This window comes from Belnapia sp. AC561 (assembly GCF_979252845.1).
This window is the reverse complement of sequence record NZ_CEEDBP010000021.1, coordinates 58132-82989: the sequence shown is the minus strand read 5'-3', so window position 1 is coordinate 82989 and position 24858 is coordinate 58132. Positions and strand designations below refer to the sequence as shown.

23 protein-coding genes and 1 pseudogene are annotated in these 24858 nt (G+C 64.6%); 4 read left to right on the top strand and 20 right to left on the bottom strand.

Annotated elements, in window-relative coordinates; translation table 11 throughout:
• From AC0IW9_RS17755 to AC0IW9_RS17725, 7 genes and pseudogenes are all read right to left on the bottom strand, one after another.
• Nucleotides 1-977 (bottom strand): annotated as a pseudogene (locus tag AC0IW9_RS17755) (hypothetical protein); the annotation flags it as partial.
• Nucleotides 978-1020: 43 nt separating this feature from the next.
• Nucleotides 1021-4308 carry an efflux RND transporter permease subunit gene (locus AC0IW9_RS17750; RefSeq protein ID WP_471649611.1) on the bottom strand — a complete coding sequence of 1096 codons (3288 nt, stop codon included), beginning with the start codon at nucleotides 4306-4308 and terminating at the stop codon, nucleotides 1021-1023.
• A gap of 12 nt (nucleotides 4309-4320) precedes the next feature.
• Nucleotides 4321-5559, bottom strand: a complete 1239-nt coding sequence (locus tag AC0IW9_RS17745; protein WP_471649610.1) for an efflux RND transporter periplasmic adaptor subunit — start codon at nucleotides 5557-5559, stop codon at nucleotides 4321-4323.
• Nucleotides 5560-5561: 2 nt separating this feature from the next.
• On the bottom strand, nucleotides 5562-6962 hold the full coding sequence (locus AC0IW9_RS17740; protein ID WP_471649609.1) for a TolC family protein: 1401 nt from the start codon (nucleotides 6960-6962) through the stop codon (nucleotides 5562-5564).
• Between the two features lie 417 nt (nucleotides 6963-7379).
• Entirely contained in the window at nucleotides 7380-7787 is a 408-nt protein-coding gene (locus AC0IW9_RS17735) for a hypothetical protein (RefSeq protein ID WP_471649608.1), read from the bottom strand.
• A gap of 11 nt (nucleotides 7788-7798) precedes the next feature.
• Nucleotides 7799-9283: an ATP-binding protein gene (locus AC0IW9_RS17730; RefSeq protein WP_471649607.1), complete on the bottom strand. Its 1485-nt coding sequence runs from the start codon at nucleotides 9281-9283 to the stop codon at nucleotides 7799-7801.
• Complete coding sequence (locus AC0IW9_RS17725) at nucleotides 9280-10068, bottom strand: response regulator (protein WP_471649606.1); 789 nt, start codon at nucleotides 10066-10068, stop codon at nucleotides 9280-9282. The genes AC0IW9_RS17730 and AC0IW9_RS17725 overlap by 4 nt, the downstream gene beginning before the upstream one ends.
• Before the next feature lie 351 nt (nucleotides 10069-10419).
• Between AC0IW9_RS17725 and AC0IW9_RS17720 the strand changes: the two genes are divergently transcribed.
• Complete coding sequence (locus AC0IW9_RS17720; RefSeq protein ID WP_471649605.1) at nucleotides 10420-10752, top strand: hypothetical protein; 333 nt, start codon at nucleotides 10420-10422, stop codon at nucleotides 10750-10752.
• Nucleotides 10753-10884: 132 nt separating this feature from the next.
• On the opposite strand, the gene AC0IW9_RS17715 is transcribed toward AC0IW9_RS17720, so the two are convergent.
• Nucleotides 10885-13110: a heavy metal translocating P-type ATPase gene (locus tag AC0IW9_RS17715; protein ID WP_471649604.1), complete on the bottom strand. Its 2226-nt coding sequence runs from the start codon at nucleotides 13108-13110 to the stop codon at nucleotides 10885-10887.
• A 697-nt stretch (nucleotides 13111-13807) separates the two neighbouring features.
• On the opposite strand from AC0IW9_RS17715, the gene AC0IW9_RS17710 reads away from it, so the two are divergent.
• Both AC0IW9_RS17710 and AC0IW9_RS17705 read left to right on the top strand, forming a co-directional pair.
• Nucleotides 13808-14206 carry a MerR family transcriptional regulator gene (locus tag AC0IW9_RS17710; RefSeq protein ID WP_471649603.1) on the top strand — a complete coding sequence of 133 codons (399 nt, stop codon included), beginning with the start codon at nucleotides 13808-13810 and terminating at the stop codon, nucleotides 14204-14206.
• A 361-nt stretch (nucleotides 14207-14567) separates the two neighbouring features.
• Nucleotides 14568-14858 (top strand): hypothetical protein, encoded by a 291-nt coding sequence (locus AC0IW9_RS17705; protein ID WP_471649602.1) that lies wholly within the window; start codon nucleotides 14568-14570, stop codon nucleotides 14856-14858.
• Here the strand turns inward: AC0IW9_RS17705 and AC0IW9_RS17700 are convergent.
• The 11 genes from AC0IW9_RS17700 to AC0IW9_RS17650 all read right to left on the bottom strand — a co-directional run bounded on the left by AC0IW9_RS17700 (nucleotide 14806) and on the right by AC0IW9_RS17650 (nucleotide 22118).
• Nucleotides 14806-15102: a hypothetical protein gene (locus AC0IW9_RS17700; protein WP_471649601.1), complete on the bottom strand. Its 297-nt coding sequence runs from the start codon at nucleotides 15100-15102 to the stop codon at nucleotides 14806-14808. The two genes, AC0IW9_RS17705 and AC0IW9_RS17700, sit on opposite strands and share 53 nt — an antisense overlap.
• Before the next feature lies 1 nt (nucleotide 15103).
• A complete protein-coding gene (locus AC0IW9_RS17695; RefSeq protein ID WP_471649600.1) occupies nucleotides 15104-15739 on the bottom strand; it encodes a peroxiredoxin in 636 nt (211 codons plus the stop codon).
• A 379-nt stretch (nucleotides 15740-16118) separates the two neighbouring features.
• Nucleotides 16119-17024 (bottom strand): MBL fold metallo-hydrolase, encoded by a 906-nt coding sequence (locus tag AC0IW9_RS17690; protein WP_471649599.1) that lies wholly within the window; start codon nucleotides 17022-17024, stop codon nucleotides 16119-16121.
• A 667-nt stretch (nucleotides 17025-17691) separates the two neighbouring features.
• A complete protein-coding gene (locus AC0IW9_RS17685; protein ID WP_471649598.1) occupies nucleotides 17692-18048 on the bottom strand; it encodes an ArsR/SmtB family transcription factor in 357 nt (118 codons plus the stop codon).
• A gap of 54 nt (nucleotides 18049-18102) precedes the next feature.
• Nucleotides 18103-18621 (bottom strand): signal peptidase II, encoded by a 519-nt coding sequence (gene lspA, locus AC0IW9_RS17680; RefSeq protein ID WP_471649597.1) that lies wholly within the window; start codon nucleotides 18619-18621, stop codon nucleotides 18103-18105.
• 121 nt (nucleotides 18622-18742) lie between these two features.
• Complete coding sequence (locus AC0IW9_RS17675; protein ID WP_471649596.1) at nucleotides 18743-19363, bottom strand: SCO family protein; 621 nt, start codon at nucleotides 19361-19363, stop codon at nucleotides 18743-18745.
• Between the two features lie 2 nt (nucleotides 19364-19365).
• Nucleotides 19366-19830: a copper chaperone PCu(A)C gene (locus AC0IW9_RS17670; protein WP_471649595.1), complete on the bottom strand. Its 465-nt coding sequence runs from the start codon at nucleotides 19828-19830 to the stop codon at nucleotides 19366-19368.
• Nucleotides 19831-19892: 62 nt separating this feature from the next.
• Nucleotides 19893-20615: a cytochrome c biogenesis CcdA family protein gene (locus AC0IW9_RS17665; protein WP_471649594.1), complete on the bottom strand. Its 723-nt coding sequence runs from the start codon at nucleotides 20613-20615 to the stop codon at nucleotides 19893-19895.
• 89 nt (nucleotides 20616-20704) lie between these two features.
• Complete coding sequence (locus AC0IW9_RS17660) at nucleotides 20705-20998, bottom strand: hypothetical protein (protein ID WP_471649593.1); 294 nt, start codon at nucleotides 20996-20998, stop codon at nucleotides 20705-20707.
• Nucleotides 20999-21043: 45 nt separating this feature from the next.
• Nucleotides 21044-21268 carry a GDCCVxC domain-containing (seleno)protein gene (locus AC0IW9_RS17655; RefSeq protein WP_471649592.1) on the bottom strand — a complete coding sequence of 75 codons (225 nt, stop codon included), beginning with the start codon at nucleotides 21266-21268 and terminating at the stop codon, nucleotides 21044-21046.
• Nucleotides 21234-22118 carry a cation efflux transmembrane domain-containing protein gene (locus AC0IW9_RS17650; protein WP_471649591.1) on the bottom strand — a complete coding sequence of 295 codons (885 nt, stop codon included), beginning with the start codon at nucleotides 22116-22118 and terminating at the stop codon, nucleotides 21234-21236. Before AC0IW9_RS17650 ends, AC0IW9_RS17655 begins: the two co-directional genes overlap by 35 nt.
• An 83-nt stretch (nucleotides 22119-22201) precedes the next feature.
• Here AC0IW9_RS17650 and AC0IW9_RS17645 point away from each other — a divergent pair, with 83 nt between their 5' ends.
• Nucleotides 22202-22552: an ArsR/SmtB family transcription factor gene (locus AC0IW9_RS17645; RefSeq protein WP_471649590.1), complete on the top strand. Its 351-nt coding sequence runs from the start codon at nucleotides 22202-22204 to the stop codon at nucleotides 22550-22552.
• A 28-nt stretch (nucleotides 22553-22580) separates the two neighbouring features.
• On the opposite strand, the gene AC0IW9_RS17640 is transcribed toward AC0IW9_RS17645, so the two are convergent.
• The gene (locus AC0IW9_RS17640) at nucleotides 22581-24773 is read right to left on the bottom strand and encodes a heavy metal translocating P-type ATPase (protein WP_471649589.1); all 2193 of its coding nucleotides are present in this window, start codon (nucleotides 24771-24773) and stop codon (nucleotides 22581-22583) included.
• Nucleotides 24774-24858: the final 85 nt, after the last annotated feature.

Sequence of the window (24858 nt, the reverse complement as noted above, 5' to 3'; positions counted from 1 at the left end):
GCCACGATCTCGCGCCGGGTCATGACATCGGCGGCGGCGCGCAGCTTCTCCTCGGCCTCGGCCAGCTTGCCGCGGACGTCGCGGAGCTCCAGCGAGTTGTCCTGCATCCGCTGCTCCTCGGTCTGCTGGATCTGCCGGCGGGCCTCGGCGATGGCGCCATTGGCGCGGTCGATCTGGCCGTTGAAATCCTCGATGCTGCCATCGAGGCCAGCGGAGCTGCGCTGCAGGGCAAGCAGCTGCGGCAGCCGCTGCAGGCCCTGGCCGACCAGGGTGCGGGTCATCTCCTCCTCCTGCTTGATCAGCGTGAGCTGGCGGCGGGTGGAGGCGAGCTGGCCGCGGGCGCCGGAGATGACGGCGGTCTGCTGGTCGATCCGGGCCTGCAGGACCTGGATCTGGCTGAGCAGGCTGGCGGTCCGCGCCTCGAATAGGGCGCGCTGGCCGGCGATGCTGTCCATGGCGCGGGCGTTGGTGCTGGCCCGCAGCTCCGGCGGAAAGGCGATTTCGCGGGCCTTGGCCAGCTCGGCGGTAAGGCGAGCGTCTTGGGCAAGCAAAGCCCACCTCTGGGCTCGTTGGGTTTCTAACACGACGCTGGACTCAATATCGTCCAACCGCATTAGCACCTGACCTTGGGTAACCTTGGCTCCATCGCGAACCAAGATTTCATCAATAATCCCGCCCTCCAGGTGCTGGATGGTACGGCGGCTGCCTTCCACCTTGACCACGCCCTGGGCGATGGAGGCTTCCGCCAGCGGGGCGAAGACCGCCCAGGCGACGCCACCGACCACGAAGACCAGGAAGACCAGCAACCCGAAGATCATGGTGCCGCGGGTGCGCGGCGCCGGGGCGTCGAGGAGCGGGTTGAAGGGGAAAGGCGGCAGGGTGGCGCCGAGGTCGCGGCTGCCGGCGGTCAGGACGCGGCCGGCGGCATGATTAGCCGCCAACGGCACGCCAGGGGACGGCTGCGTTATAAGGCTCATCGGGCAACACTTTCATCAGTGCATATAACAGACCAAGTGCCCGCTATTTTGCTGTGACCGGTTTATCAAGGCGTGCGGAAGCAGGTTTTACTTGATGAGCTGGGATTGTCGGCTCCTCTGTCGTTGGAGGCGTGACATCGACACTGCCGAAGCGTGCGTAAAGTGCCGGCAGCACCATCAGGGTCAGCAGGGTCGCCGTGATGAGACCGCCGATGACGACCGTTGCGATGGGTTTTTGGACCTCGGCGCCGGCCCCGGTGGCGATCGCCATCGGCACGAAGCCGAGCGAAGCTACCAGGGCTGTCATCGCTACCGGGCGCAACCGATCCATCGCGCCCTGGCGTATCGCGACGTCGCGGTCCATCCCTTCGCCGCGTAGTTGCTTGATGTGGTTGAGCATGACCAGGCCATTGAGCACCGCGACACCGGAAAGGGCGATGAAGCCGACGGCTGCGGAAACCGACAACGGCATGTCCCGCAGCCAGAGCATCGCAATGCCCCCCGTGAGTGCCAGCGGCACAGCACTGAACACAAGTAGCGCGTCACGCGGCGAGCCAAGTGCCGTATAGAGCAGCAGGAAGATCAGGAAGAAGCAGCCTGGTACCACCACCAACAGTCGCCGCTGGGCCGCCTCAAGATTCTCGAACTGGCCACCCCAAGTGATAAAGTAGCCTGCCGGTGGACGGACATCCCGCGCCACCGCGGCCTGCGCTTCCGCCACCACCGAGGCGATGTCGCGGCCGCGGACATTTGCCGTCACCACCACGCGGCGCTTGCCATTCTCCCGGCTGACCTGGTTTGGTCCTTCAGTAAGACGGAAGGCAGCCAAGCTACGAAGCGGCACCGAAGCCGTACCGCTGTTACCAGTGCGGCCCTCGCCCGGCAGTGCTACGGGAAGATTGCGCAGTGCCTCGATATCGCTCCTGATGGTCTCCGGAACTCGAACGATGATGGCGAAGCGGCGGTCACCCTCGAAGACGAAGCCGGCTTCACGGCCGCCGATTGCGGTACCGATCACCTCCTGCACGGTGGCGAGGTTGAGGCCGCGCCGAGCAATCTCCGCTTTGTCCACGGTGATCTCGAGGAAAGGCAGGCCGGTGGCCTGTTCGACCCGAACGTCCTCCGCGCCGGCGATGCCGCGCAGCACGGCGGCCACTTGGTTAGCCGCTGCCAACATGGGGCCGAACTCCTCGCCGAACACTTTCACTGCGAGGTCGCCGCGGGTGCCGGCGAGCAATTCGTTGAAGCGCATCTGGATGGGCTGGGTGAACTCAAAATTATTGCCCGGTAGCCGCTGAACCGCCTCCTGCACGCGACTGACCAGCGTTGCCTTCGGCAGCGCTGGATCGGGCCATTGGTCCCGCGGCTTCAGGATAATAAACGAATCCGAAACGTTCACCGGCATGGGGTCGGCGGCTACCTCGGCGGTGCCGGTTTTGGAGAACACGACCGCCACTTCCGGCATGCGCGCCACGACCTGCTCAATCTGCAGCTGCATGGCTTGCGATTGTGTCAGGGAGGTCGAGGGAATGCGCAGCGCGTGCATGGCGATATTGCCCTCGTCGAGCTGCGGGATGAACTCCGAACCAAGACGAGAACCGAGCAGGAGCGCGCCGGCGAACAGCAAAGCTGCGCCGCTAATAACCGGCACAGGCCGGCGTATGGCGAGCCGCAATGCCGGCGCATAGGCATACTTCAGGCCGCGCACCAGCCAGTTATCCGTTTCCTGCACCTTCCCGGTCACCACCAAGGCGATCATCGCCGGCACGAAGGTCAGCGAGAGGACGAAGGCCACCACCAGGGCGATGATGACGGTCAGCGCCATCGGCGCGAACATCTTGCCCTCGACGCCCTGAAAGGTCAGCAGCGGCACATAGACCAGAATGATGATGGCCTGGCCGAAGACCGACGGGCGGATCATTTCCCGCGCCGAAGCGGCCACCGTCTCCAGCCGTTCCTCCAGTTGCAGGCCCCGTCCCAGCTTGTGCTGCCGCTCAGCCAAATGGCGGAGGCTGTTTTCGGCGATGATCACGGCGCCATCGACGATCAGGCCGAAATCGAGTGCGCCGAGGCTCATCAGATTGGCGCTGATGCCGCCTTCCAGCATGCCCGTCGCGGTAATCAGCATGGTGACCGGGATGACCAAGGCGGTGACCACCGCCGCGCGCAGATTTCCGAGCATCAAAAACAGCACTACAACGACGAGCAGCGCCCCCTCGGCGAGGTTTTTGGCCACGGTCCGCACTGTAGCATCGACCAGCTCGGTCCGGTTCAGCACGGTGCGAAGCCGGATACCGGGCGGCAGGCTGCGGGAGATTTCTTGGACCTTGGCGTCGACGGCCGACGAGACGGTGCGGCTATTCTCACCAATCAGCATCAGGGCGGTGCCGACCACTGCTTCCTGCCCGCCGGTGCTGGCGCTACCGGTACGCAGCTCGCGCCCGATCAGCACGTCGGCAATATCGCGCACCCGCAGCGCAACGCCTTCCCGCGTAGCGACCACGACGTTGCGGATGTCCTCCAACGTTTCCAGCCGGCCACCGGAACGCACAACATAGCCCTCACCGCCGCGCTCGACATAGCCGGCGCCCCGGCTGGCGTTGTTCCGCTCCAGCGCCTCCGCGACGTCGGCCAGCGAAAGGCCAAGGCCGATCAGTCGCGCCGGATCTGGCTGGACATGGAATTGCTTGACCAGGCCGCCGATCGAATCGACCCCGGCCACCCCCGCGACATTGCGCAGCTGCGGCCGAACGACCCAGTCCTGCAGCGTGCGAAGATAGGCGGTGCGCTCCAGTACCGTGGTCAGCCGCTGGCCCCCGGCGGTAACATAGCTGCCGTCGGCCTGCCAACCTGGCCGGCCTTCCCGCACCACGTCGCCGTCCTGGCGCGGGACATAATCGATCGCCCACATGTAGATCTCACCGAGCCCGGTCGAGATTGGACCCATGCGCGGCTCGGCGCCGGGGGGCAGCAGTTCCCGGGCATCCGTCAGGCGCTCCTGCACCTGTTGGCGGGCGAAATAGACATCGACGTCGTCGCGGAAGATCGCGGTCACTTGGGAGAACCCGTTGCGCGACAGCGAGCGGGTTGACTGCAATCCGCGAATGCCGGCGAGCGCCGTCTCGACCGGGAACGTGACCTGCTTTTCCACCTCATAGGGCGAGAGCGCCGGCGCCAGGGTGTTGATCTGCACCTGATTATTGGTGATGTCGGGTACGGCATCGATGGGCAGGGACTGCAGGGAGCGCAGACCGAACCCGGCCACCGCCGCTACCAGCAACACCACCAACCAACGCTGGCGGACGGAGAAGTCGAGGACGCCTGCGATCATGATCCGACGTTCCTAATGCGAATGCTCGGCTTCGGATTTCCCGAGCTCGGCCTTGAGGACGAAGGTATTGGCGGCGGCGTAACGCTCCCCCGCATCGAGCCCGAAGACCACCTCGACGCCTTCTGCGTCGCCGCGGCCGAGCACGACCTCCCGTTTCTCAAAGCCGTCCGGGGTGCGCACGAAGACCACGCTTTCGCCTTCGATCTGTTGCACTGCTTCGCGCGGCACCAGCACATCCACCGGTTGCTCGTCGGTCGCGACATCTGCCGTGGCGAAGCCGCCTGGGCGAAACTCACCTGCAGGATTTGGTACTTCGACCACTGCGCGTGCCGAACGTGTTTCCGGATCGAGGACCGGGCTGAGGAAGACTAGGCGTCCCTCGCCCCGCGTCTCTCCTTCGCCGCGTAGGCGCACCTGCATGCCTTCTTTGACAAAGGTCAGATCGGACGGCGGTACCGCCAGCTCGATCCAGATGCTCGACAGATCGGCAACGGTATAGACTTCGGCTTCCGCAGCTACCGCCGCTCCCAGTACGATAGGCCGGGACGTGACCCGTCCGGCGATCGGCGCCCGCACCGCCTGCCGACGCAGGGCTTCCACCGGCTGACGGGGCAGTGCCTCCACTTCCGCCGAACCGAGGCCTAGGGCCGCTAATTTCTGTCGAGCCAGATCGAGACGGATCTGCGCCTCCTGCCAGTCAGTCCGCGCCTTCAAAAAGTCCTGCTCGGCCGAGATGCGCCGCTGCCATAACCGCTGCTCCCGCTCGAAGGTGACGCGGACCAGCTCCGTGGTTCGCAGTGCCGCCAAATAGTCGCCTTTGATCGTGGCGATCTCAGCACTTTCAATCTCCGCCAGCACGTCGCCCGCCGCGACCTGGTCGCCCAGGCGCTTGTGCAGAATGGTGACAATGCCGGCGACCCGGGCAGGCACGCGGGCCAAGCGATCCGCATTGGCGGTAACGATTCCCGGGAGTGAGACGCGGCGTATCACCGCGCCCGGTCCTGCCTCCGCTACGCTGATCTGCGCGGCGACGACCTGCTCCTCGGCCATCCGGATACTGCCCTCGGGGGCTTCTCCTTCGTCCTTGTGGCCTGGCGCTGGCGTCGGGGCCGCGGCCTGGGCCGGAGCGACTGGCTGAGGCATGGGTGCCAGACCCAGCGTCGTGCGAAGCGTCGCGGGCACTTGCGGCGCCAACACCGCCACACCAAGCACGAGGAGGCCCCCGGCAAGAAGCGCAATCATCGGCTTCATGGTCAGCGACTCCCTACAGGGACGATGGGTGGGATAGGACTGTCTATCCGGCCACGAAGCCGTGCGAGATCGGCACGAAGCTGTTGAACCTCGAGTAGAGAGCCGTTGAGCTGCTCCCGCACGTCGGACAGCGCGCGCTGTGCATCGAGCACTTCGAGCAGCGAGAATTTGCCTTCGGCATAACCCTCCCGCGCAAAACCGGCGGCCTCGAGTGCCGCGGGCAGGACGATCCGTCGGAGGGAATCTGCGGCGCGCCAGGCCTGGTCCAGTCGGCGCTCGGCATCGGCGAGCGCGGCATCGAGGTACAACCGACCACGCTCGGCATCGGCTTCCGCCCGGTTCAGCTCAGCACCGGCACGGAGAATATTGCCCTGGTTGCGATCGAACACTGGCAACGGCACGGAGAGGCCAACGACAAAGGCGGTAGCACCGGCGGTCTGGGAGGCCTCGCGGATTCGGCTGACGCCTCCATTGACGGTAACGTCTGGGACCGCGTTGCGCCGCTGCAGATCCAGTTCGGCCCTACGCTGGTTAATCAAAGCGTCCAGCCGCACCTGGTCTAGCTGGGACCGTGATAACGCCGGCGCGCGGGCAGGGTCGGGCCGAGGGCCAAGATCGTCGAACCACGCGGCGCGATGGGCCGCGACCTCCACTCGCGGCACGGCCAGCAAGACGGTGAGCGCCTGCTGCGCCACGGCGGCCTCGCGTTGCGAGCGCTCGAAGCCGACCGCGGCCGTTTCCCGGGCCACCTCCGCGCGGCGTTGCTGCACGAAGGGCTCGCGTCCAGCCTCAACCCTTCCACGCGTGGCGCGCAGTACCTCGTCGGCAAGGCGCACTCGCTCGCGGGCGATCTCTGCCGCCCGGGCGCCCGCCACCGCCCCGGCCAAGGCGCGGAGGACCTCGCGGGTCAGGTCGAGCCGTACTGCCTCCGCGTCGAGGTCAGCGAGCGTCAGAGCGCGGCTGGACGCATCGATGCGTGCCTGCCGCTTGCCACCGGTTTCGATCCGCAGCGACAGGCCTACGCCGATCTCAAGAGGGCTTCCGCCCCGGTAGGGGCCCGTGGTGGCAAGGCTCTGGTTATCGAGACGGGCCTCAGGGTTCGGACGGAGCCCGGCCTGGACGCGGTCACCCTGCGCCGCCCGGCGACCTGCTTCGGCGCTACGCAAGATCGGGGCACGTGCCAGGGCAAGGGCTACTGCCTGCTCTGGTGAAGACACGACGATCGTGCCGACCGCTGGAGCAGGCCGTGGCGGGGCGCTTGGCGCGGCTGCAGAACGACGGCTGGCTGGCTGCGCCATCGCGGGCAGGATGACGACGACAAGCAAAATCGCAGCTAAGGCAGTGCGGGACAGACGGAACATTGACAGGGCACCAGAAACAGACAGAACACGATGTGCACCCATCCCGACAATCCGGGACGCGGCGGCTGAAACAGCGGTTCGGTCAGGTCTGAGGCGGCCTCGATAGTGGCTCTGTCACGCGGGAGGGATGGCCGCATGGACTGCCCGGCTGGTGCTCAACGCTCCCTGCGGAATTGGGCCTGGGCGTTTCCTGCAACCTGATTCGGTCGCCGAGCTGGCAGTTGCAATGTATTCCCGCGTGCACCAAACCACCGTCAGGAAGCGCGTCGCCTGCTTGGCTATCGGATGCGGCGATGACGGTGGCGACGGCCGTTGACGCGTTGGCCAAGCTGTCGCCCTCGGTGCAGGGAGGCAGAAACAGGACGGCGAGGAGTATTGATACGGTCAGCAGGCGCGCCACGAGTGCGCGCCACTTTGCCTTCACCGTCACTGCTCTCGCCTGGCGTTGCATAAGATGCCCTAGCGCACCGGATCGACGCTATAGCGGGCTGAGCCCAGGCTTCCGGACGGCCCTCGCAAGGTTACGGTCGCACGAAACTTACCATCGAAGGGGAAGTCGAGCCGGGCTCCCAGGCGGTTGGCGCCGGCATGGCGGAACTCGACGGTCCGCCGCTCATTGCCCCGCGCCAGCGCTACCGCCGTCGCACCGATGCTTGTCGCATCCACCGGTTGTTCCTTGTCGTCCAGGATCGTCAGCGTTGCCTCGCTACCGCGGACGGTCAGCTCTACCTCATACGGACCAATCTTCTGCTCCTGACCGGAATGGGCATGGCCATGGCCGCCCGCGGCGCCCTGCGCATGGCCTGCGGCCGGTAGCAGCGCCGTAAGGGCAGCCGCTGCGTAAGCCAGGATGATTCTGCGTTGCATTGGCTTCTCCTCTAGTGTGATCCAGGAAGACGGGCCGTCAGCAGGCCGGCATTCCTGGTTTGATCGGCGCGGTTCCAGAAGCGGGCTTGGCGCCCGATCAGGGGTTTCTCGCTCGACATCCAGTTTGTTCGAGTGCCGCCCTGACGGCCGGCTGGCGCGCGCCTATCGTCTAGCGCAACAGGCAATGAAATCAGGGCCGAAAGGCCTCCTTCCGCCCGGTTCAATAGGCGAAGCGTTCCTCCTTCGACCTTGATGGCACGCCGGGCAATTGTCAGTCCTAGGCCGACACCACCGGTTGCCCGGTTGCGGCTTGCCTCCAGCCGGCGAAACGGCTCGAAAACTTCCTCGAGCTGTGCCTCAGGAATGCCGGGGCCATCGTCTGCAATCTCAATGACCACCTGTCCCGGTACCCGGGACAGCGTGAGACGGGCAGCTCCGCCATAAGCCACGGCGTTGCCCACCAGGTTGGTCAGGGCACGACGCATCGCGACCCGCCGCAACGGCAATACCAGCGTCTCCGCACCGGCATAGGTTACATCTCCACCGGCATCGGCGGCTGCGTCGCAGACCGTGCGCAGCACCGCGACCAGATCGGTAGGACGTGGTTCTTCGGTCTCGCGGCCCTCACGTAAATAATCGAGTGTCGTCTCGATCATCGCCGCCATCTCATCGAGGTTGGCGTCAATCCGGTCCCGCGCTTCGGTATCGTCCAGGAAGCCTGCATACAGGCGTAGCCGCGTGATTGGGGTGCGCAGGTCATGTGATACCGCAGCGAGCGCCTGAGTACGGTCCTCCAGCAGCTGGCGAATGCGCTCCTGCATGGCATTGAAGGCGCGCGCGGCCTGGCGGACCTCTGCAGGGCCTTCTTCCGCCACCTGGACGGCGCCTGCTTCACGACCGACACGGTCCGCAGCCGCCGACAGGTCACGCAGTGGTTTGGTCAAGCCGCGCACCACGACGATGGATACCAGACCGATGCCGGCGGCCATAGCCGCCAGTGACGCCAGACCAGTCGGGTCGAAGGGGCCTCTATGGCTCGCCTGGAAGATCGGCGCCGCGAACGAGATGGCACCAACATCGCCAAGAGGCAACGCTCCAACCAGCAGGTGGCGATCGGCGTCCGCCCACCCCAACCGGACGCCAGCCAGCTCTGGGGCGGCCTGAAGCAATGCGTTGCGAACGACGAGAAGGTCAGCCCCCGTAGCGGATCGGTCGGGGGGAGGTGGACCATTCCGCCAGTGCAGCTCCAGGCCAGGACCGGATAACGCATGCGCGGCGCGGTCTCGCTCCGTGTCCGGCAACGCCGTCAGGGCCCGTCCGGCACGCGCCAGGCCTTCCGCCAAACTCCGTTCCCTGGCCGACTGATCGTTGCCACGCAACGCGGCTTCATGCACCCAGACACTGCCGAGATGCAGTGCCAGCAATCCGACCAGCAGCACCAGCGACGTGCGGCCGGCAAGGCTATCAGGCCAAAGCAAAGCAAATAGCCGCTTCATAGGCGTTCGACAGCCGCAACGAAAACGTAACCCGCGCCGCGGACCGTCTTGATGAGCTGGGGCGCTCCTTCGTCCGGCTCGATCTTGCGTCGCAGGCGGCTGACTTGCACATCAACGGTGCGATCGAATGCATCGCCCAGCCGACGGCGCCCGACTTCCAGCAACTGGTCCCGTCCCAGCACCCGTTGTGGATGCGCAAGGAAAGCCATCAGCAGGTCATATTCCGCCCCGGACAGGTCCACCAATGCGCCCGCCGGTGACGTCAGTTCCCGGCGTCCGGTCTCTAGTCTCCACCCGGCAAATTGCAGCGCGCCGACGCTAGCGGCCGATGGTGGCGCGGCGTCGGTGCCGTGGCCATCCGCACGTCGCAACACCGCTCGCAGTCGTGCTACCAATTCGCGGCGGCCGAAGGGCTTGGTGATGTAATCGTCCGCGCCGAACTCCAGGCCCAGCACCCGATCGGTTTCCTCGCCGCGCGCCGTAAGCATCACCACCGGCACTCGAGACGTGGCACGGATCTCCCGCAGCAAATCCAGTCCCGACGTGCCAGGCAGCATCACGTCCAGCAGCACCAACTCGGCTGGCGGTGTCGATGCACGGAGGATCTCTCGCATTTCCCGTCCGTCCCGGGCCGCGCTCACCGTAAAGCCGTTCTCCCGTAGTAATCTGGCGAGAAGATGCCGTACCTCACCATCATCCTCGACGATGACGATATGCGGCTCGCGGTCCAGGGCGTCGCGCAGCGGGAGGCCAGCACTTTCACCATCGGTTGTGCCGCCTGGCATCCGTCAGCCCTCCCTATGGCATGGGGCGCGGGGCGCCACTGCCATTACCCGTGCCTGACCAGCTAAGCCTCCACCATGCGTCACCATCGCCACTCCGCGTCGAAATAAGGACGTAGCGCGAGGTGCGCGTCGCAATGTCTCCACATTATGACAAAGTATATCCGTTGCGTGATCGCCATAGGCGCTATCGGCAATGGTTAGGAGCGACGTCGACCGCTGGACGACACCCGTCGTGCGAAGGGCCGCTTGTCTCACTTCGTCATACGCCTGAGAAGATATGACAGCGGGCACTCGCTAACTCCACGCTTATCGGAACGGCACCTGCCGTCCGCATCCAGCCTGGAGACCAACATGATCCGCCGCACGTTGACTGCTTTGACTTTGATTGCCGCGTTGGGCGCTGGCGCCGCCATGGCGCAAGGCAATCCTCAATCCTCTCCAGGCAGCGTGTCCGGGCGCGCTGCGCCGCATATCGACGGATCGAGCGGCAGTGGTCCTGAGCTGCATCGGCCGGTGCCGGTGCCGCGTCAGACCGATGCACGGCAGGCGCCGCATCTCGACAATCAAAGCGACGGCCCGGTGTCGCACCAGCCGGGACCAGAGCCACGTCCGGCAAATCCTGGTCCGGCGCCGCATCTCGACAACACCACCGACGGGCCCACGCCGCATACGGGTAAGCACTGAACACGGGCCGGGCGGGCGATCCGCCTGCCCGGCTTCGTCGCCGATTGCACGAAGGTTCAACCAACATCAGGGAAACTGGCAAATAGGACGCTGATTCAAAGCCGTCCTGTTCGCTAACCTCTTTAGTCAGGGTTATCGGCTTGGCTTCCAGGCCAACAGCCGCAACGCATTGAGCGTGACCAGTACGGTTGCGCCAGTATCGGCCAGAATGGCGGGCCACAAGCCGGTGATGCCAAGCAAGGTGGTAGCGAGGAATACGAGCTTGAGGCCGACAGCCAGCCCGACATTGGTACGCACGTTGACCATGGTAGCGCGGGACAGTTGGACCAATTCCGCCACACCCGTCACCCGGTCTTTCAGCACCGCAGCGTCTGCCGTCTCCAACGCTACATCGGTCCCGCCACCCATCGCCACGCCCACGGAAGCGGCGGCGAGGGCAGGCGCATCGTTGATGCCGTCTCCTACCATCACCACGGCACCCGCCTGCCGTAGCGTCGCAATTTCACGTAGCTTGTCATCCGGCATCAGCGCCGCCTTCACCTCCAGTCCCAGCCCGGTGGCGATCGCTGTTCCGGTGCGAATATTGTCGCCGGTCAACATCACCGAGCGGATGCCCAAGGCCGTGAGCGCTGCCACCCCTTCCGCGGCGTCCGCCCGGGGTTCGTCACGAATCGCTAGAACACCCATGAGCGTGATGTCAGACAACACGACAACGACCGTCTTGCCTTCGGATTCAAGTGTTGAAATCGCCTCAGCCAGCCCCCCCAGGTTCACCCCGGTCGCCTGTGCGTAACTTGGGCTTCCCACGGCGACCTGGCGGTCGCCGACCCGCGCTGTCACTGCCTTACCAATGACCACCGACTGGCTTGTGGCTGGCGGAATGGTCAGCCCACGTTGCTCAACTGCGGCGACGACTGCTTTGGCGAGCGGATGGGAGGAGCCCTGCTCGACGCCTCCAGCCATGGCCAGCAGGTCATCCTCTGTGACGTTTGGGGCGGCCAGCACATCGGTGACCCGCGGACGGCCCGCAGTCAGCGTGCCCGTCTTATCGAAAGCAACGGTGCGTGCCGTACCCATTTCTTCCAGCGCGGCACCACCCTTGATCAGCAACCCGCGCTTGGCGCCCGCCGACAGGCCGGACGCCATGGCGGCGGGTACCGAGATCACCAACGCGCAGGGGCAAGCAATCAACAGCACGGCCAGACCTCGGTAGAGGCTTGTCCACCAATCCCAGCCGAGCAGGAACGGCGGCACCAGAATGACCAGCAGGGCGACGACCATCGCGCCCGGCGTCCAGTAAGTTGAAAACCGCTCGATGAAGCGCTGGGTTGGAGCACGTGAGGCGGTAGCGTCCTCCACCATCCGGATAATCCGCGCGATCGTATTATCGGACGCAGCACGGGTGATGCGTACCCGCAAGGCACCATCAGTATTGATGGAGCCTGCCACGACGGCCTCGCCGGGGCCGCGGGAGACCGGCACGCTTTCACCTGTCACCGGGCTTTCATCGAGCGCGGATTGCCCTTCTTCAATCCGGCCGTCGCCGGGTACGCGGTCACCCGGGCGGATAAGAATGAGATCCCCAACGGCAAGGCGGCTCGCCTGGATTTCCTCTGTCGTGCCATCGGCACGCTGCCGTAGGGCCGTTCGCGGCATCAACGTCGCTAGAGCGCGGATTCCGGCGCGCGCCCGCCCAGCGGCGACGTTTTCCAGCATCTCACCCAGGGCGAAGAGCAGCACAACAATAGCTGCCTCCTCCGCGGCCCCAATAATGGCCGCCCCCACCGCGGCCGTGACCATCAGGGTCTCGATCGAAAAGGGATTCCCGGCACGAGCCAAGGCGAAGGCCCGCCACCCGAAGGGTACGATCGCCGCGGCCGTCGCGACCAGAAACAGCAGGTAGGTCAGCCGCGGCGGCAAGACGAGGGACAGCGCGTAAGCGCTGAGCACCAGGGCCCCTAGGATCCAGACCAGCCGAGCTTTACCGGTTGCGTACCAGGGCTTGTCTGCGTCGGCGGGATCGTCATGGTCATGGCCGTGTCCGGCCACACCATGTTCATGGGCCGCCTCATCGGAGCCGGCGGAGTGGTGATGTGCATCATCGAGGGATGCCGGGCCGGGCGCGGTCGCGGGCGATACGATAGGACGCCCGGTATACCCCAGGGCCGAGAGCGATTGCTCGATGGCGGCGGCATCCGTCTGACCCGGCGACAGTTGCAGTGTCAGCCGCTCAGCCATCAGATTGACCGACACGTCGGAGACACCAGGCAATCGCTTCAGGGCGCCTTCGACTTTTGCGACACAGGCAGCGCAGTCCATGCCCTCCACTCGCCATTCAGACCGGCTGCCAATATTCATTGGGGTAACTCCGTACTTTGCAGATTGTTGTAGAACCTCAGACTTTTGGGGGCCTACCTTTTCAGATGTCTGGTATCTTGAGGGTCCAACGCCGTCCTGGGACGCTTCAGCATCGTCACCCACCATCGACTGCATGTTGATCGAGGCGGCCGGATTTCTCCGACCGCCTCGATCGCTGCTGACGCGTCAGTCGTGCGTCAGTTTTTATCGATCAGGGCTTCGGTGGGGCACTCTTGTCGCGATGCCCACCGGGATCGAGATCTCCCGGAACATGGCCGGGATGGTCGTGATGAGGCCCCGGCTTCTCGGTCACGCTCTTGTCGCGGTGACCGTGCTGATCAAGATCACCAGGCGTATGGCCCGGGTGATCGTGATGCTCCCCAGGAACCTCTTTCGCACTCTTGTCGCGATGACCATGCGGATCCAGGTCGCCCGGGACGTGACCAGGGTGCGGGTGATGCTGGCCGGGCTTCTCTTCTGGCATAAGTCCTCCTGTTGTAGACGGCCCAACGGCAATGCGTCGCTGCGGCCACCGTCGCTTAGCGACGCAATCACGAGGTTTGGTGCTTCGCCCGTGATCCGCGTCGTCCTCGGCAAGGCGGATTGCCCTAGCGTGTGCCGAGGCAATCTTGCTAGGTCCTCTAGTGGCTAGAGGAGCAAGGGAAAAATTATTACGAACTTCTTATCCATTGGCTTGGTGTCAACCCTGGCCGGCGTGAAGGCGCCCACGATCCGTTATTACGAGTCGATCGGCCTTTTGCCCGCCCCACCACGCACCGATGGTAACCGTCGAACATTTAACGCGGACGACGTTCAGCGTTTGAAGTTCATCCGCCATGCCCGTGATTTGGGCTTTGACCTCGATGCGATCCGTCACTTCCTCGCTCTAGCTGGTCATCCGGAGCAGCCTTGCGCAGAAGCCGACGAGATCGCCCGTGCGCATCTTGCTGATGTCGAGAGCCGCATAAACCGCCTTGTCGCTCTGCGCGACGAACTCAAGGCGATGGTTGATCGCGGTACCCATGGCCTCATCAGTGAGTGCCGCGTTCTCGAAATCCTCGACGATCACAACCAGTGTTTGTCCGATAAACACTAAGCAGATCTTATGGCTGGAGATGGGTAGCAGGCAGATAATGGTTGGCTCTACCACCCATTTTCTGAATCGTATTGACTATGTGTTCGTCGTTTGCCGCTAACTTTCAACCGACCGCAGCCTGACGATGAACTGTTCCAACATGCTTTGCTTAGCTTTCCTGCCATAACTGTCTTTTCCGTGGTGGCACCGGCTTTTCAGAGCCGGAAAATTTCCTCGGAAAGATAGGTCGGACTGTTTTGAGACCAGCGCCAATCCCAAATGCGATGCACCCGGTGTGCAGGTGGCGGAGGTAGCAGCCCGACGCGGCATCTACCGCAGTCTGGCGTTCCAGGGGCGGCACCATGCCCGGGACGGCCTTCTGGTGGCCGAGCCGACATCGGCGTTCGTGCCGGTCAGCGGCGCCGTTGCCAATCGTCGGGCCGAGGTGATGTCAGATTCGGAGCCCATGCTGCCGCTATCCCGCAAGGCCGTGGCGACCGAGATCGAGCTGCCTGACGGCCTCCGGATGGAGGTCGGCCTGGTTACCCTGCGGCTGAACCGTGGCTACTTCGTTTTGCCACAGGCCAATGACGGCGTGGTGTCGCTGACGCCTGTGCAGTTCAATCGTCTTCGCGCCGCCACAGTTCTCTCAGGTCGTCAGCGGCCAGCTTGAGGTCGTACTGCCGCCCTTCGGCATTGCGGGCATCGTCGATCTCCCAGGCCCGACCGTGATTCTCGCGCTCGATCTCTCCCCAACGTACAAAACCCAAGCTGCGCAGCGCAGCTTCAATCCTGACACGCTCCTCTGGCGACAGCCGATCATCGTCGGCACGCGGCGCGGTGATGGGCAAGACGGCCAGTGCGGCGACTAGAATCCAGCCGTGGAGAAGGCGCACGCGGCGCAGACGTGCAAGCATGTCAGCGGCTCCTCGGTTGCGGAACAATGCGGAGATAAGGCTTTAGAGTTTTCCAGCCATCCGGGAACCTCTTCTTCGCCTCTTCGTCACCAAGGGACGGCACGATGATCACGTCCTCACCCTGTCTCCAATCCGCAGGCGTCGCAACGCTGTGCTCCGCGGTAAGCTGCAGCGAGTCGATCACGCGCAGGATCTCGTCAAAGTTGCGGCCCGTGCTCGCGGGATAGGTAAGCGACAGCTTCAGCTTCTTGTCGGGCCCGATCACGTAGACGGAGCGCACGGTTAACGTGTCGCTCGCGTTCGGATGGATCATCCCGTACAGATCCGAAATCTTGCGGTCTGGATCCGCGATAAGCGGGAAATTGAGCGCGTATCCCTGGGTCTCGGCGATGTCGCCCACCCATGCTCTGTGTTCAGGGAGAGGATCGACCGAAAGCCCGATTACCTTCACGCCACGCAGATCGAACTCCGGCTTGAGTCGCGCGACGGTACCGAGTTCTGTGGTGCAAACGGGTGTAAAATCCTTGGGGTGACTGAACAAAACCACCCAAGAGTTCTCGATCCACGCGTGGAAGTGGATTGGGCCCTCGGTGGTCTGGGCCTCAAAGTCAGGGGCGGTGTCGCCAAGCTGCAGCATCGCTGATCTCCTTCCGCATCATCGTTAGCGACGGCGCAAGCGTCGTCGCCTTCCCGGACCACCACCTCGTGGTTCGGTTGCGCACCGAGGTGGTAAAGCACCCGGGCGTCACACACGCACGAACGTTCAAACACTCATTCCAGCGTTTTTGCAATAGGGGGAAGGGTAACAGACCGTTTGACCTGCCATGATCACAGCGTCAGCGGACAGCTGTTGTTGGCGCAGGAAGTCCTCATAACGGCCTTCAGTTCCAGTCGGTGCCAGGACCAGCCTGATTTCATCGTCGCAGGATGGCAGCCCCGCCAAGCCCGCCCCCGTCCGGCTGCGCCGTTAGGACATACCGCCGCGGAGACAACATTAGAGTTGGCTCCTAGCTGGCTCACTCCACATCCAAAGGCTGCTTTGCAGTTGCCGGATCAAAGCGGTTCAGCGGCAGCTTGAGGTAGGAGGTGCCGTTCGCCTCGGGTTCCGGCAGGCGGCCGCCGCGAAGATTGACCTGCAGCGCGGCAAGCATCAGCCCTGGCAGAGGCAGCGTCCGGTCGCGCTCCTCGCGAAGGCGCACGAACCCCTCCTCGCCGCCGCCGTTGCGAAGATGAATGTTACGAGCCTGCTGCTCGGCCACGGTTGACTCCCAGCGTGCCGCGCGCCCGCCCGGACGATAGTCGTGGCCAGTGAAAAGGTGCGTCTCTGGTGGCAGCGCGAGAATTTTTTGGATGCTGCGGTACAACGCTCTCGCGTCACCGCCAGGGAAATCAGCCCGGGCCGTGCCGGCGTCCGGCATGAACAGGGTGTCATGGACGAAGGCGGCGTCCCCGATAAGATAGGTGATGGAAGCAGCCGTGTGACCCGGGGAGAAGATCACCTCCACCTCCAGCCCGCCGATGCGGAAGCGGTCACCCTCGGCGAATAGGTAATCCCAGTGACGGCGGTCCTCTGCCTGAAGCTCCGGCAGGTGGTAGATGTCCGCCCAGATCTCCTGCACCGCAGCGACGCGCTCGCCGATGCCGGTCGGTGCACCCAGGCGGTCGCCCAGGTAGGCCACGGCGGACATGTGGTCGGCATGCGGGTGGGTGTCGAGCACCCACTCCACGGTCAGGCCCTGCACCCGGATGTACTCGACGATCTCGTCCGCAAGACGTGTGTCGGTACCATTGGAAGCGCGGTCGAAGCCGAGCACTGGATCGATGATCGCGCACCGCGTCGTCTCGGGGTCTGCGACAACATAGGCGACGCTGCCGGTGCCCTCATCGTAAAAGCCATGCACAGTCGGTCCGCGCATCATCATTGCACTCCTTTTTCCACTTCGGTTGCATCACGCGCGTAGCCCGGGGGGTGCCCGCCGGTTGCCGAGGTGCCATTGACGATCCAGATGTCGCAATGGCGCATGGAGCTCTCCATTCAGTCCTCGTCTCCAGCCAGTCCGCCAACCCACACAGCCGTGGCTGCTCGTCATCCGTGTCATCGTCTACCCAGCCGCACATACGGTCGCTGCCGGTAGGTTAGATAGCCGACGGACCGGACGGGGCACGCACCGTAAGGCGTCTTCGTAGACGAGATCGGTCAGCTGGAAGCCCAGGCGCGCATAGAACCAATCCACCACAGCGAAGCACTCATCGGGTTGCCCCACCGTGTCGAGGACGAGGTCGGCCTGCTGCGCTTGGCCGACAACTACCCAACCACCCGCAGGGGTCATGCGGCTCGACCGGCTGCCCGTCCAAGGCCACAATCAATGGCCAGTGGCCTCCGAAATTGAGACAAGAGGGCAGGCGTTGGCGACATTCACCAGCAGCAGCCGCAACCGCTCGCTGGCCCATAGTGGAAAGGCGCTCAAAACTGCCGTCTCGGCACTTCGGCGGCACCCCTCAAGGCGCAGACCTCGTTTTGCAGTTAAGGCCCTCTACCTAGAAGCGCAGGGCGTACCTGTTCGGCCGACGCCGGCGGGGCTGCATGGATCACTGTCCATCACTCCCTTCCTCCTCGACCTCGGCTGCACTCATAGGGTCCCCACTGCTTGGCTCGGCGACATGGCCAACCATGTCGCGAATCACGCAGCGCACCCGGTCGTCAGACGCCACGTAAAAGACCTGCTTGCCGCGCTTGCGGGCGGTTAAAAACCGTGCCGCCTTCAGTACCCGCAGGTGATGACTGACGAGGGCGTGCGAGAGCCTGACCCGCTCGGCGACATCGCCAACGCATAGCGGATTGCCGAGGCAAGCCAAGGCGATGCGCAGCCGGTTTGGCTCACCCAGCATACGAAACACCTCAGCAAGTTCCTGCGCCTGCTCATCGGTGAGTAAGGGCTCGTCCATTCAACCCTCAAATGATCAAACAAACATTTGCATAAATGGATGTTGGGAACTGCGTCAAGGCTGTCTCCCGTCCGCGAGCCTTGCCGCTTCCTGTCGCCGCTCCCCGAGAAACCCGTCCAAGAGCAGCAAGGCGACACCGATGCAGATAGCCGCATCAGCGAGGTTGAAGCTCGGCCAGTGCCAGCCGGCGTAATGGAAATCGAGGAAGTCGGTCACGCCGCCGTGCCGCAGCCGGTCCACCACGTTACTGATCGCGCCGCCGGCGACGAGGCCAAGAGCGACCCCAACCCAGGCCCGCTCCGCACGAACCATCCACACACACAGCATGGCGATAACCGCGAGGGCGACGGCCACGAGCGCCCACCGGCCTGCCTCGCCGTTGCCGGCGAAAAGGCCAAAGCTCACACCTGTGTTGCGATGGAGCATTAGGTTGAAAAAGGGGGCGACCGGGATCGTCTGAGGCGGCCGCATTACCACCTCAGCGATCCACCACTTAGTGCCCTGGTCGAGCGCGAAGGCAGCGGCAAGGGCCATGAGGCCCGCGTGGAATGGGTGATGAGGACTGCGGAACACGCGGTTCTCCAAGCGTTGGCTAGACAAGAAAACGTTCAAACGACTGTTTTAGTTTTTTTGCAAGAGGGCTTGGCATAACACTACAAACGGTGCAGCCCGGCACCCCCGCGATAGGGGCATGTCATCGCGACACCAGGAGGCCCCGCAACTTCTCCAGCGCTACCGCGTGGCTTTCCTGATGGTCGATTGTGCCCGCGAAGCGGCCCGCCGCGTCGAGAAGGAAGACGCTGGCCGAGTGGTCCATCGTGTAGCCACCATCCTTGAGCGGCACACGGCGGTAGTAGACCCGAAAGGCCCGCGCCGCAGCCGCGACATGCGCTTCGGTGCCCGAAAGACCGACGATCCGCCGGTCGTAGGCCTCGAGGTAGCCAGCCAGTGTTTCAGGTGTGTCGCGCTCCCAGTCGACACTGACGAATAGCCAGTGCACCCGGTCTGCCTCGGGACCAAGCGCTTCGATGAGTGCGGTCATGTCACCGAGTGTTGTTGGGCAGACGCCGGGGCACTGGGTGAAGCCGAAGAACACTGTCATCGGCCGACCGCGAAAATCAGCCTCGGTGACGGCACGACCGCGGTGATCGGTTAGGCGAAAGGGGCCACCGATCGGCAAACTCGCCGGCCCGGTTGCGACCGGCCGAGCGGCGAGTGGACCGTCGGTGATAAACCAGCCTGCTGAAATCGCCAGCACGAGGAAGCCGAGCACGGCCACCAAACCCCAAGCGGCACGGCGGATCCAGCGAAGCATCGTCAGTGCCCTGCATGGGCCGGCTGCCGGGTGCCAGCCGCCTCAACCGAGAGCTCGACGCGGATCTGACCTGCGCGCTCGAAGTGCAGCGTCAGTGGTACGCGCTCGCCGCGCGCCAGGGCCCGCGTCGGGCCCACCAGCATCAAGTGCGTCCCGCCCGGCCCGAGCGTCACCGTCTTCCCCGGTGGTATTGGAATGCCGTCTGGAAGCGGGCGCATGCGCGTAACCCCTTCCTCCATTCGCTGCTCATGGATCTCGACGGCACGCGCCGCCGGTGTCTCCGCGCTGATCAAGCGGTCAGGGTTGGCGCCGCGGTTGCGCAACGTCAAATAGCCGACCGCCGTGGGCGCGGTTGCGCCGACCGCGCGGGTCCAGGCCAGGGAAACGGCAATGTCACTAGACTGAGCATGGGCCGCCGCCGCCAGCACCAGGGCCCCGGCCAGAACGTCAGGCAAAAGGGTTCGCATGATAGAGTTCTTCGCCCTTTCCGGTCGGTCCTGCTGCGCAAGACCCTGCGCCCGCGCTGCCCTCACCCGATGCTCGCTAGCCAGGGAAATGTGCGCAGTATCCAGCCAGCCACCGTGGTCAGCTCGCCCATGGCGATAGCAACGCCGGCCGCCACCATCACCGCCCCGCTCGCCAAGCGCAGTATATGGCCGAGCCGTCCCAGCCGCCGGCCACGTGCCAACAGAGCCGGCAGGTAGAACGCGGCCAGCAGGAAGGGCACGCCAAGACCTGCCGCATAGGCGGCCAGGAGAGGAATGCCGCTTGCCGGGGCCAGTGCACCGGCCGCTAGCACGGCCGCGAGTACCGGGCCGATGCAGGGCGTCCAACCAAAGCCAAATGCGGCTCCAATCAGCACGGCAGAAACCGGATTGCCACCGGCACCGGGCGCGGCAAAACGCAACTCGCGCGCTAACGGGGCCAGCCGCAGCACGCCCATCTGCACCAAGCCGAGGCACACGATCAGTACCCCGCCGGCGATGGACAGCTCATAGCTCCACCGCCGCAGCCAGCCGCCCAACAACGTTGCCCCCGCGCCAAGTGCGACGAAGACGGCTGAGAAGCCAAGCACGAAGAACAACGCCATCCGCATCGTACGCCAAGGTCGCGCTTGTGCTTGCGCGAGGTCCGCGCCGGCCACCCAGGCCACGTAGCCCGGCACCAGCGGCAGCACGCAAGGCGAAAGGAACGACACCAACCCGCCGCCGAAGGCTAGAGCAAAGCTGAGTGCCGAGAACTCAAGCATCATGAGGGGGAAGCGGCCTTACGATTTGAGAGCACACAATCATGAAGGCCGCACTTGGTGCGGCCCTCGGCATCCACCAGCGGGTCCTTGTTTTAGCGTGGCGTGACAGGCGCGTTCGGCTGAGCAGGTGCCGGGATGCCGGCTCGCTCTTCCAACTGCCGAACACGATAATCCAGTGACGCCATTCGCTGCATCATCGGGCATGGGCAATCCATCATCATGCCACCCTGGCCCTGCATCATCGGCATGTGCTGCATGCCAGGCATCTGCTGCATGTGCTGCATGCCAGGCATATTGCCTTGCGGCGCGTTGCCTTGGGCGAACGCACCGGCAGTGGCGAGCGCTCCAGCCAGCAGGATGGCGGGTAATGCGATGATCTTACGCATGAAGTCTCCTTTGTCGTTGAAGGCAGTCGATGGGACGACCCTTCCTTATGAAAGGGTTGCGTGGCGAGTAGCGCGATGGCAGCTCATGCTTCCCGCCCACTCGCCGGGTTTCGGCCGCAGCACCGCCTTGCAGCCTCGGCAGTCATAGAACCATTGGCACGCATCAATCGGCATCGTCTCGATATGCCGGTGACTGCAGTGCGGGTGAGTGATGGTCGAGATGAAAAGGGCTGCATCAAGCTGAGACCTCGGCCAAGTCGTGCCGCGCATCTCGGATAATTGACCAAGCCGATTGCAGGAACAGGCCGGCGATCACCAGCGCCACCGCCAAATCAGGCCAGGCCGTGTCGCTCCACCAGACCAACCCGGCCGCGACCACTACGGCCGCGTTGCCGATAGCGTCGTTGCGCGAGAACAGCCATACGGCGCGCACATTGGCATCGCCCGTGCGGTGCGGGATCAGCACCACCGCCGCCGCGACGTTCACCACCAAAGCAATAGCCCCGAAAATTCCCATTAGCTCGGAATCCGGCTGGTTGAGCACCAGCACTCGGTAGCCGGTCGAAGCGAGTACGCCGAGGCCAAGCAGGCCTAGGAACATGCCTTGGATCAGTGCCGAACGGGCGCGCCAAGCGAGCGTCCAGCCGATCGCCAAAAGGCCGAGGAAGGTAATCAGCCCGTCGCCGAGGAAATCGAGCGCGTCAGCTTTCAACGCTTGGCTACCGGCAACGAAGCCGGCGACGATCTCCACCAGGCCATATCCAACATTGAGTAGCACCACGATCCACAGCGCCCGCTTGTAGCCGGGCGTAATGTGGCTGAGGTCTTTCGGCAGTTCGTCGTCATCGTCGCTACCCGCTTCCGGACGGACGGCGGGCCGGTCCAGTCGGTTGAGCTGGTAGCCCAGGCCCGTGACTGCGCGTTCCACCTCGGGCAGCCGCGCAGCGGGATCCGTCAGGCGAAGCGTCATGATCTGCGAGGCGATGGAGACCTTGACCTCCTCCATGCCGACAATGCCCCAGGCCGCCTTCTCGATTTTCGTGGCGCAGGACGGACAATCCATGCCGGTGACCCAGTAGCGCACCGTGTTGGGCGAGTCAGAGATCGCAGTCGTGTTCATCGTCGCCCTTTCATATCAGCATTCAATGATATGTTGCACCATATCAGTGGATTTCAATATGTCGAGCTGATAGTAGAGGCGTGATGCTCCTAGAGACCTCTACGCGCACCCTGGACCTGCAGGCGAAGCTGTTTCGCGGCTTTGCAGATCCGTCGCGCCTTGCGATCCTCGACGCACTGCGCTCCGGCCCGCGGCATGTCGGTGCCATCGTTGCGGCGACCGGCCTCAGCCAGCCGAACGTCTCCAACCACTTGCGTTGCCTAAGCGAATGCGGCTTGGTCCATGCCGAGCAGCGCGGCCGGTTTGTCGATTACCGATTGGGCGACGGACGGGTAGGGGAGTTGTTGCGCCTGGCCGAGGAACTGCTGGCTGGATCCGCTTGTAGCGTCGACGCCTGCCAGCGCTACGATATTCCCGACACAGACACGGGCTAAACTCACCGTGCCTTGGTCAATGGCCGGCTCAGGCCGTCACGCCGCGGAACCGGTAGCGCAGCAGCCGCAAGGCATTCAGCGTTACCAGGACAGTGGCGCCGGTGTCGGCCAGGACCGCCGGCCAGAGGCCAGTGATCCCGGCCACAGTCGTCACCAGGAACACCGCTTTCAGGCCCAAGGCGATGGCCACGTTCTGATGGATATTGGCGAGCGTTGCCCGCGACAGCCCGACTAGGGCGGCGACATCCATGACACGGCTGTTCAATAGCGCGGCGTCTGCCGTCTCGAGGGCCACGTCGGTCCCGCCACCCATGGCAACCCCGATCGAGGCTGCCGCCAGGGCCGGTGCATCGTTAATGCCGTCACCGACCATGGCGACCGGCGCTTGAGCTTTCAGGGCGCCGATTTCCTGGAGCTTGTCCTCCGGCAGCAGCCCCGCCTTCACCTCAAGGCCGAGAGCTTCCCCAATAGCGTGGCCGGTGCGGGGATTGTCGCCTGTAAGCATGACAGAGTGGATGCCGAGGGCGCTGAGCGCCCGGATGCCGGCCGCCGCATCCGCGCGCGGCTCGTCGCGGACCGCGATGAGGCCTGCGGGTACGTTATCCACCGCCACAACGACGACCGTCTTTCCCTCATTCTCCCAGGCGGTGATGGCGCGATTCACATCGAACGTCAGCGGTGCCTGCTCGGCCGCATAGGACGGGGAGCCGACACTGACCCGTTTGCCGGTAATCATGGCCTCGACGGCCTTGCCGGGGATGGCTCGCCCGTCCTTCGTCGGGCGCAAAGGGATAGCGTCCGCCGCAGCTCGATCCAGGATTGCGCGACCAAGCGGGTGGCTTGAGCCGTTCTCAACCGCTGCCGCCAGCCCCAGCATCGTCCGCTCGGAGCCGGACAGAACCTGGACGTCAGTCACACGCGGGCGGCCTTCCGTCAGGGTGCCGGTTTTGTCGAAGGCGACGGTCCGGATGCGGCCGATGACTTCCAAGGCGCCGCCTCCCTTGACCAGCAATCCGCGCCTGGTGCCGACCGCCAGCCCGGAGGCGATGGCGGCTGGTGTCGACAGCACCAGGGCGCAGGGGCAGGCCACCAGCAAGAGCGCCAGCCCGCGGTACACCCAGGTATCCCAGTCCGCCCCAAGGAGCAGTGGGGGCGCCACAGCCACCAGAGCCGCCACGGCCACCGCAATGGGGGTGTAGATAGCGGAAAACCGCTCAATGAAGCGGGCGGTCGGGGCCTTGGCCTCCTGCGCTTCCTCGACCAAGCGGATGATGCGGGCAATGGTGTTGTCCGAGGCGGGTTTGCTGACCCGGACCTGCAACCCACCGGAGGCGTTGACGCTGCCGGCGAACACCGGATCGCCCTCTCTCTTGGCCACCGGCACGGATTCTCCGGTGACCGGGCTCTCATCGATCTCAGACTCGCCCTCGGCCACGACACCATCGGCGGAGATCCGGTCACCTGGCCGCACCAGCACCAGATCGCCAACTTTCAGCTGGGCGGCAGGCACCTCCCGCGCCGTGCCGCTCTCCACCAGCAAGGCGGTTCTCGGTACCAGGCTGCCTAATGATTCAATGCCGGCGCGGGCTCGGCCGGCAGCCACGTTCTCCAGCAGTTCGCCGATAGTGAACAAGAACACCACCACCGCCGCCTCGGAGGTCGCGCCAATTAGGATTGCGCCGACCGTGGCGATCGACATCAGCATCTCGATCGAGAACGGCGAGCCGGCTCGGGCGGCCGCTACCGCTTTGCGTCCAAAGAAGGCTAGGCCGAGCAGGGCGGCGGGCAGGTAGGCCCAATGCTCCAGCTCAGGAAAGGCCAGCGAGGCGGCGAAGCCGGCTGCAGTCAGGGCCGCGATAGCAGCTGCTAGGCGAGCCTTGGTGCCCTTCCACCAGGGCAAGGGGGTACGGCTGGTCCCCCCGTCCCCGGCCGTGGCGCCTGCGTCACCCGCTTCGACCCGCAATGCCTCCACAGGCGCGATGCCGTAGCCGAGTTTACGGACCTGGTCTTCGACCGTCGTTCGGGGTGTAGCTGTTTCGTCCAGGCGGAACGCCAGAACCTGGGTGCCGTAATTGACCCGGATTTCCTCGGCGCCGGCCACCCGGCCAACGGCCGTTTCGATTTTCGAGGCGCAGCTGGGGCAGTCCATGCCCTCAACCCGGTACCGCAGGGTTGCTCGCGGCTTTGCGCTCACACTTGCCAGTTCGCCGTCCGCCATCATCGTTATCCCACCTAGGCACAGGTCTTGGATTGCCCAAACCAAGCGCCACACCCTATATGCACCCTGTGGTCGCTACAGGGTCAAG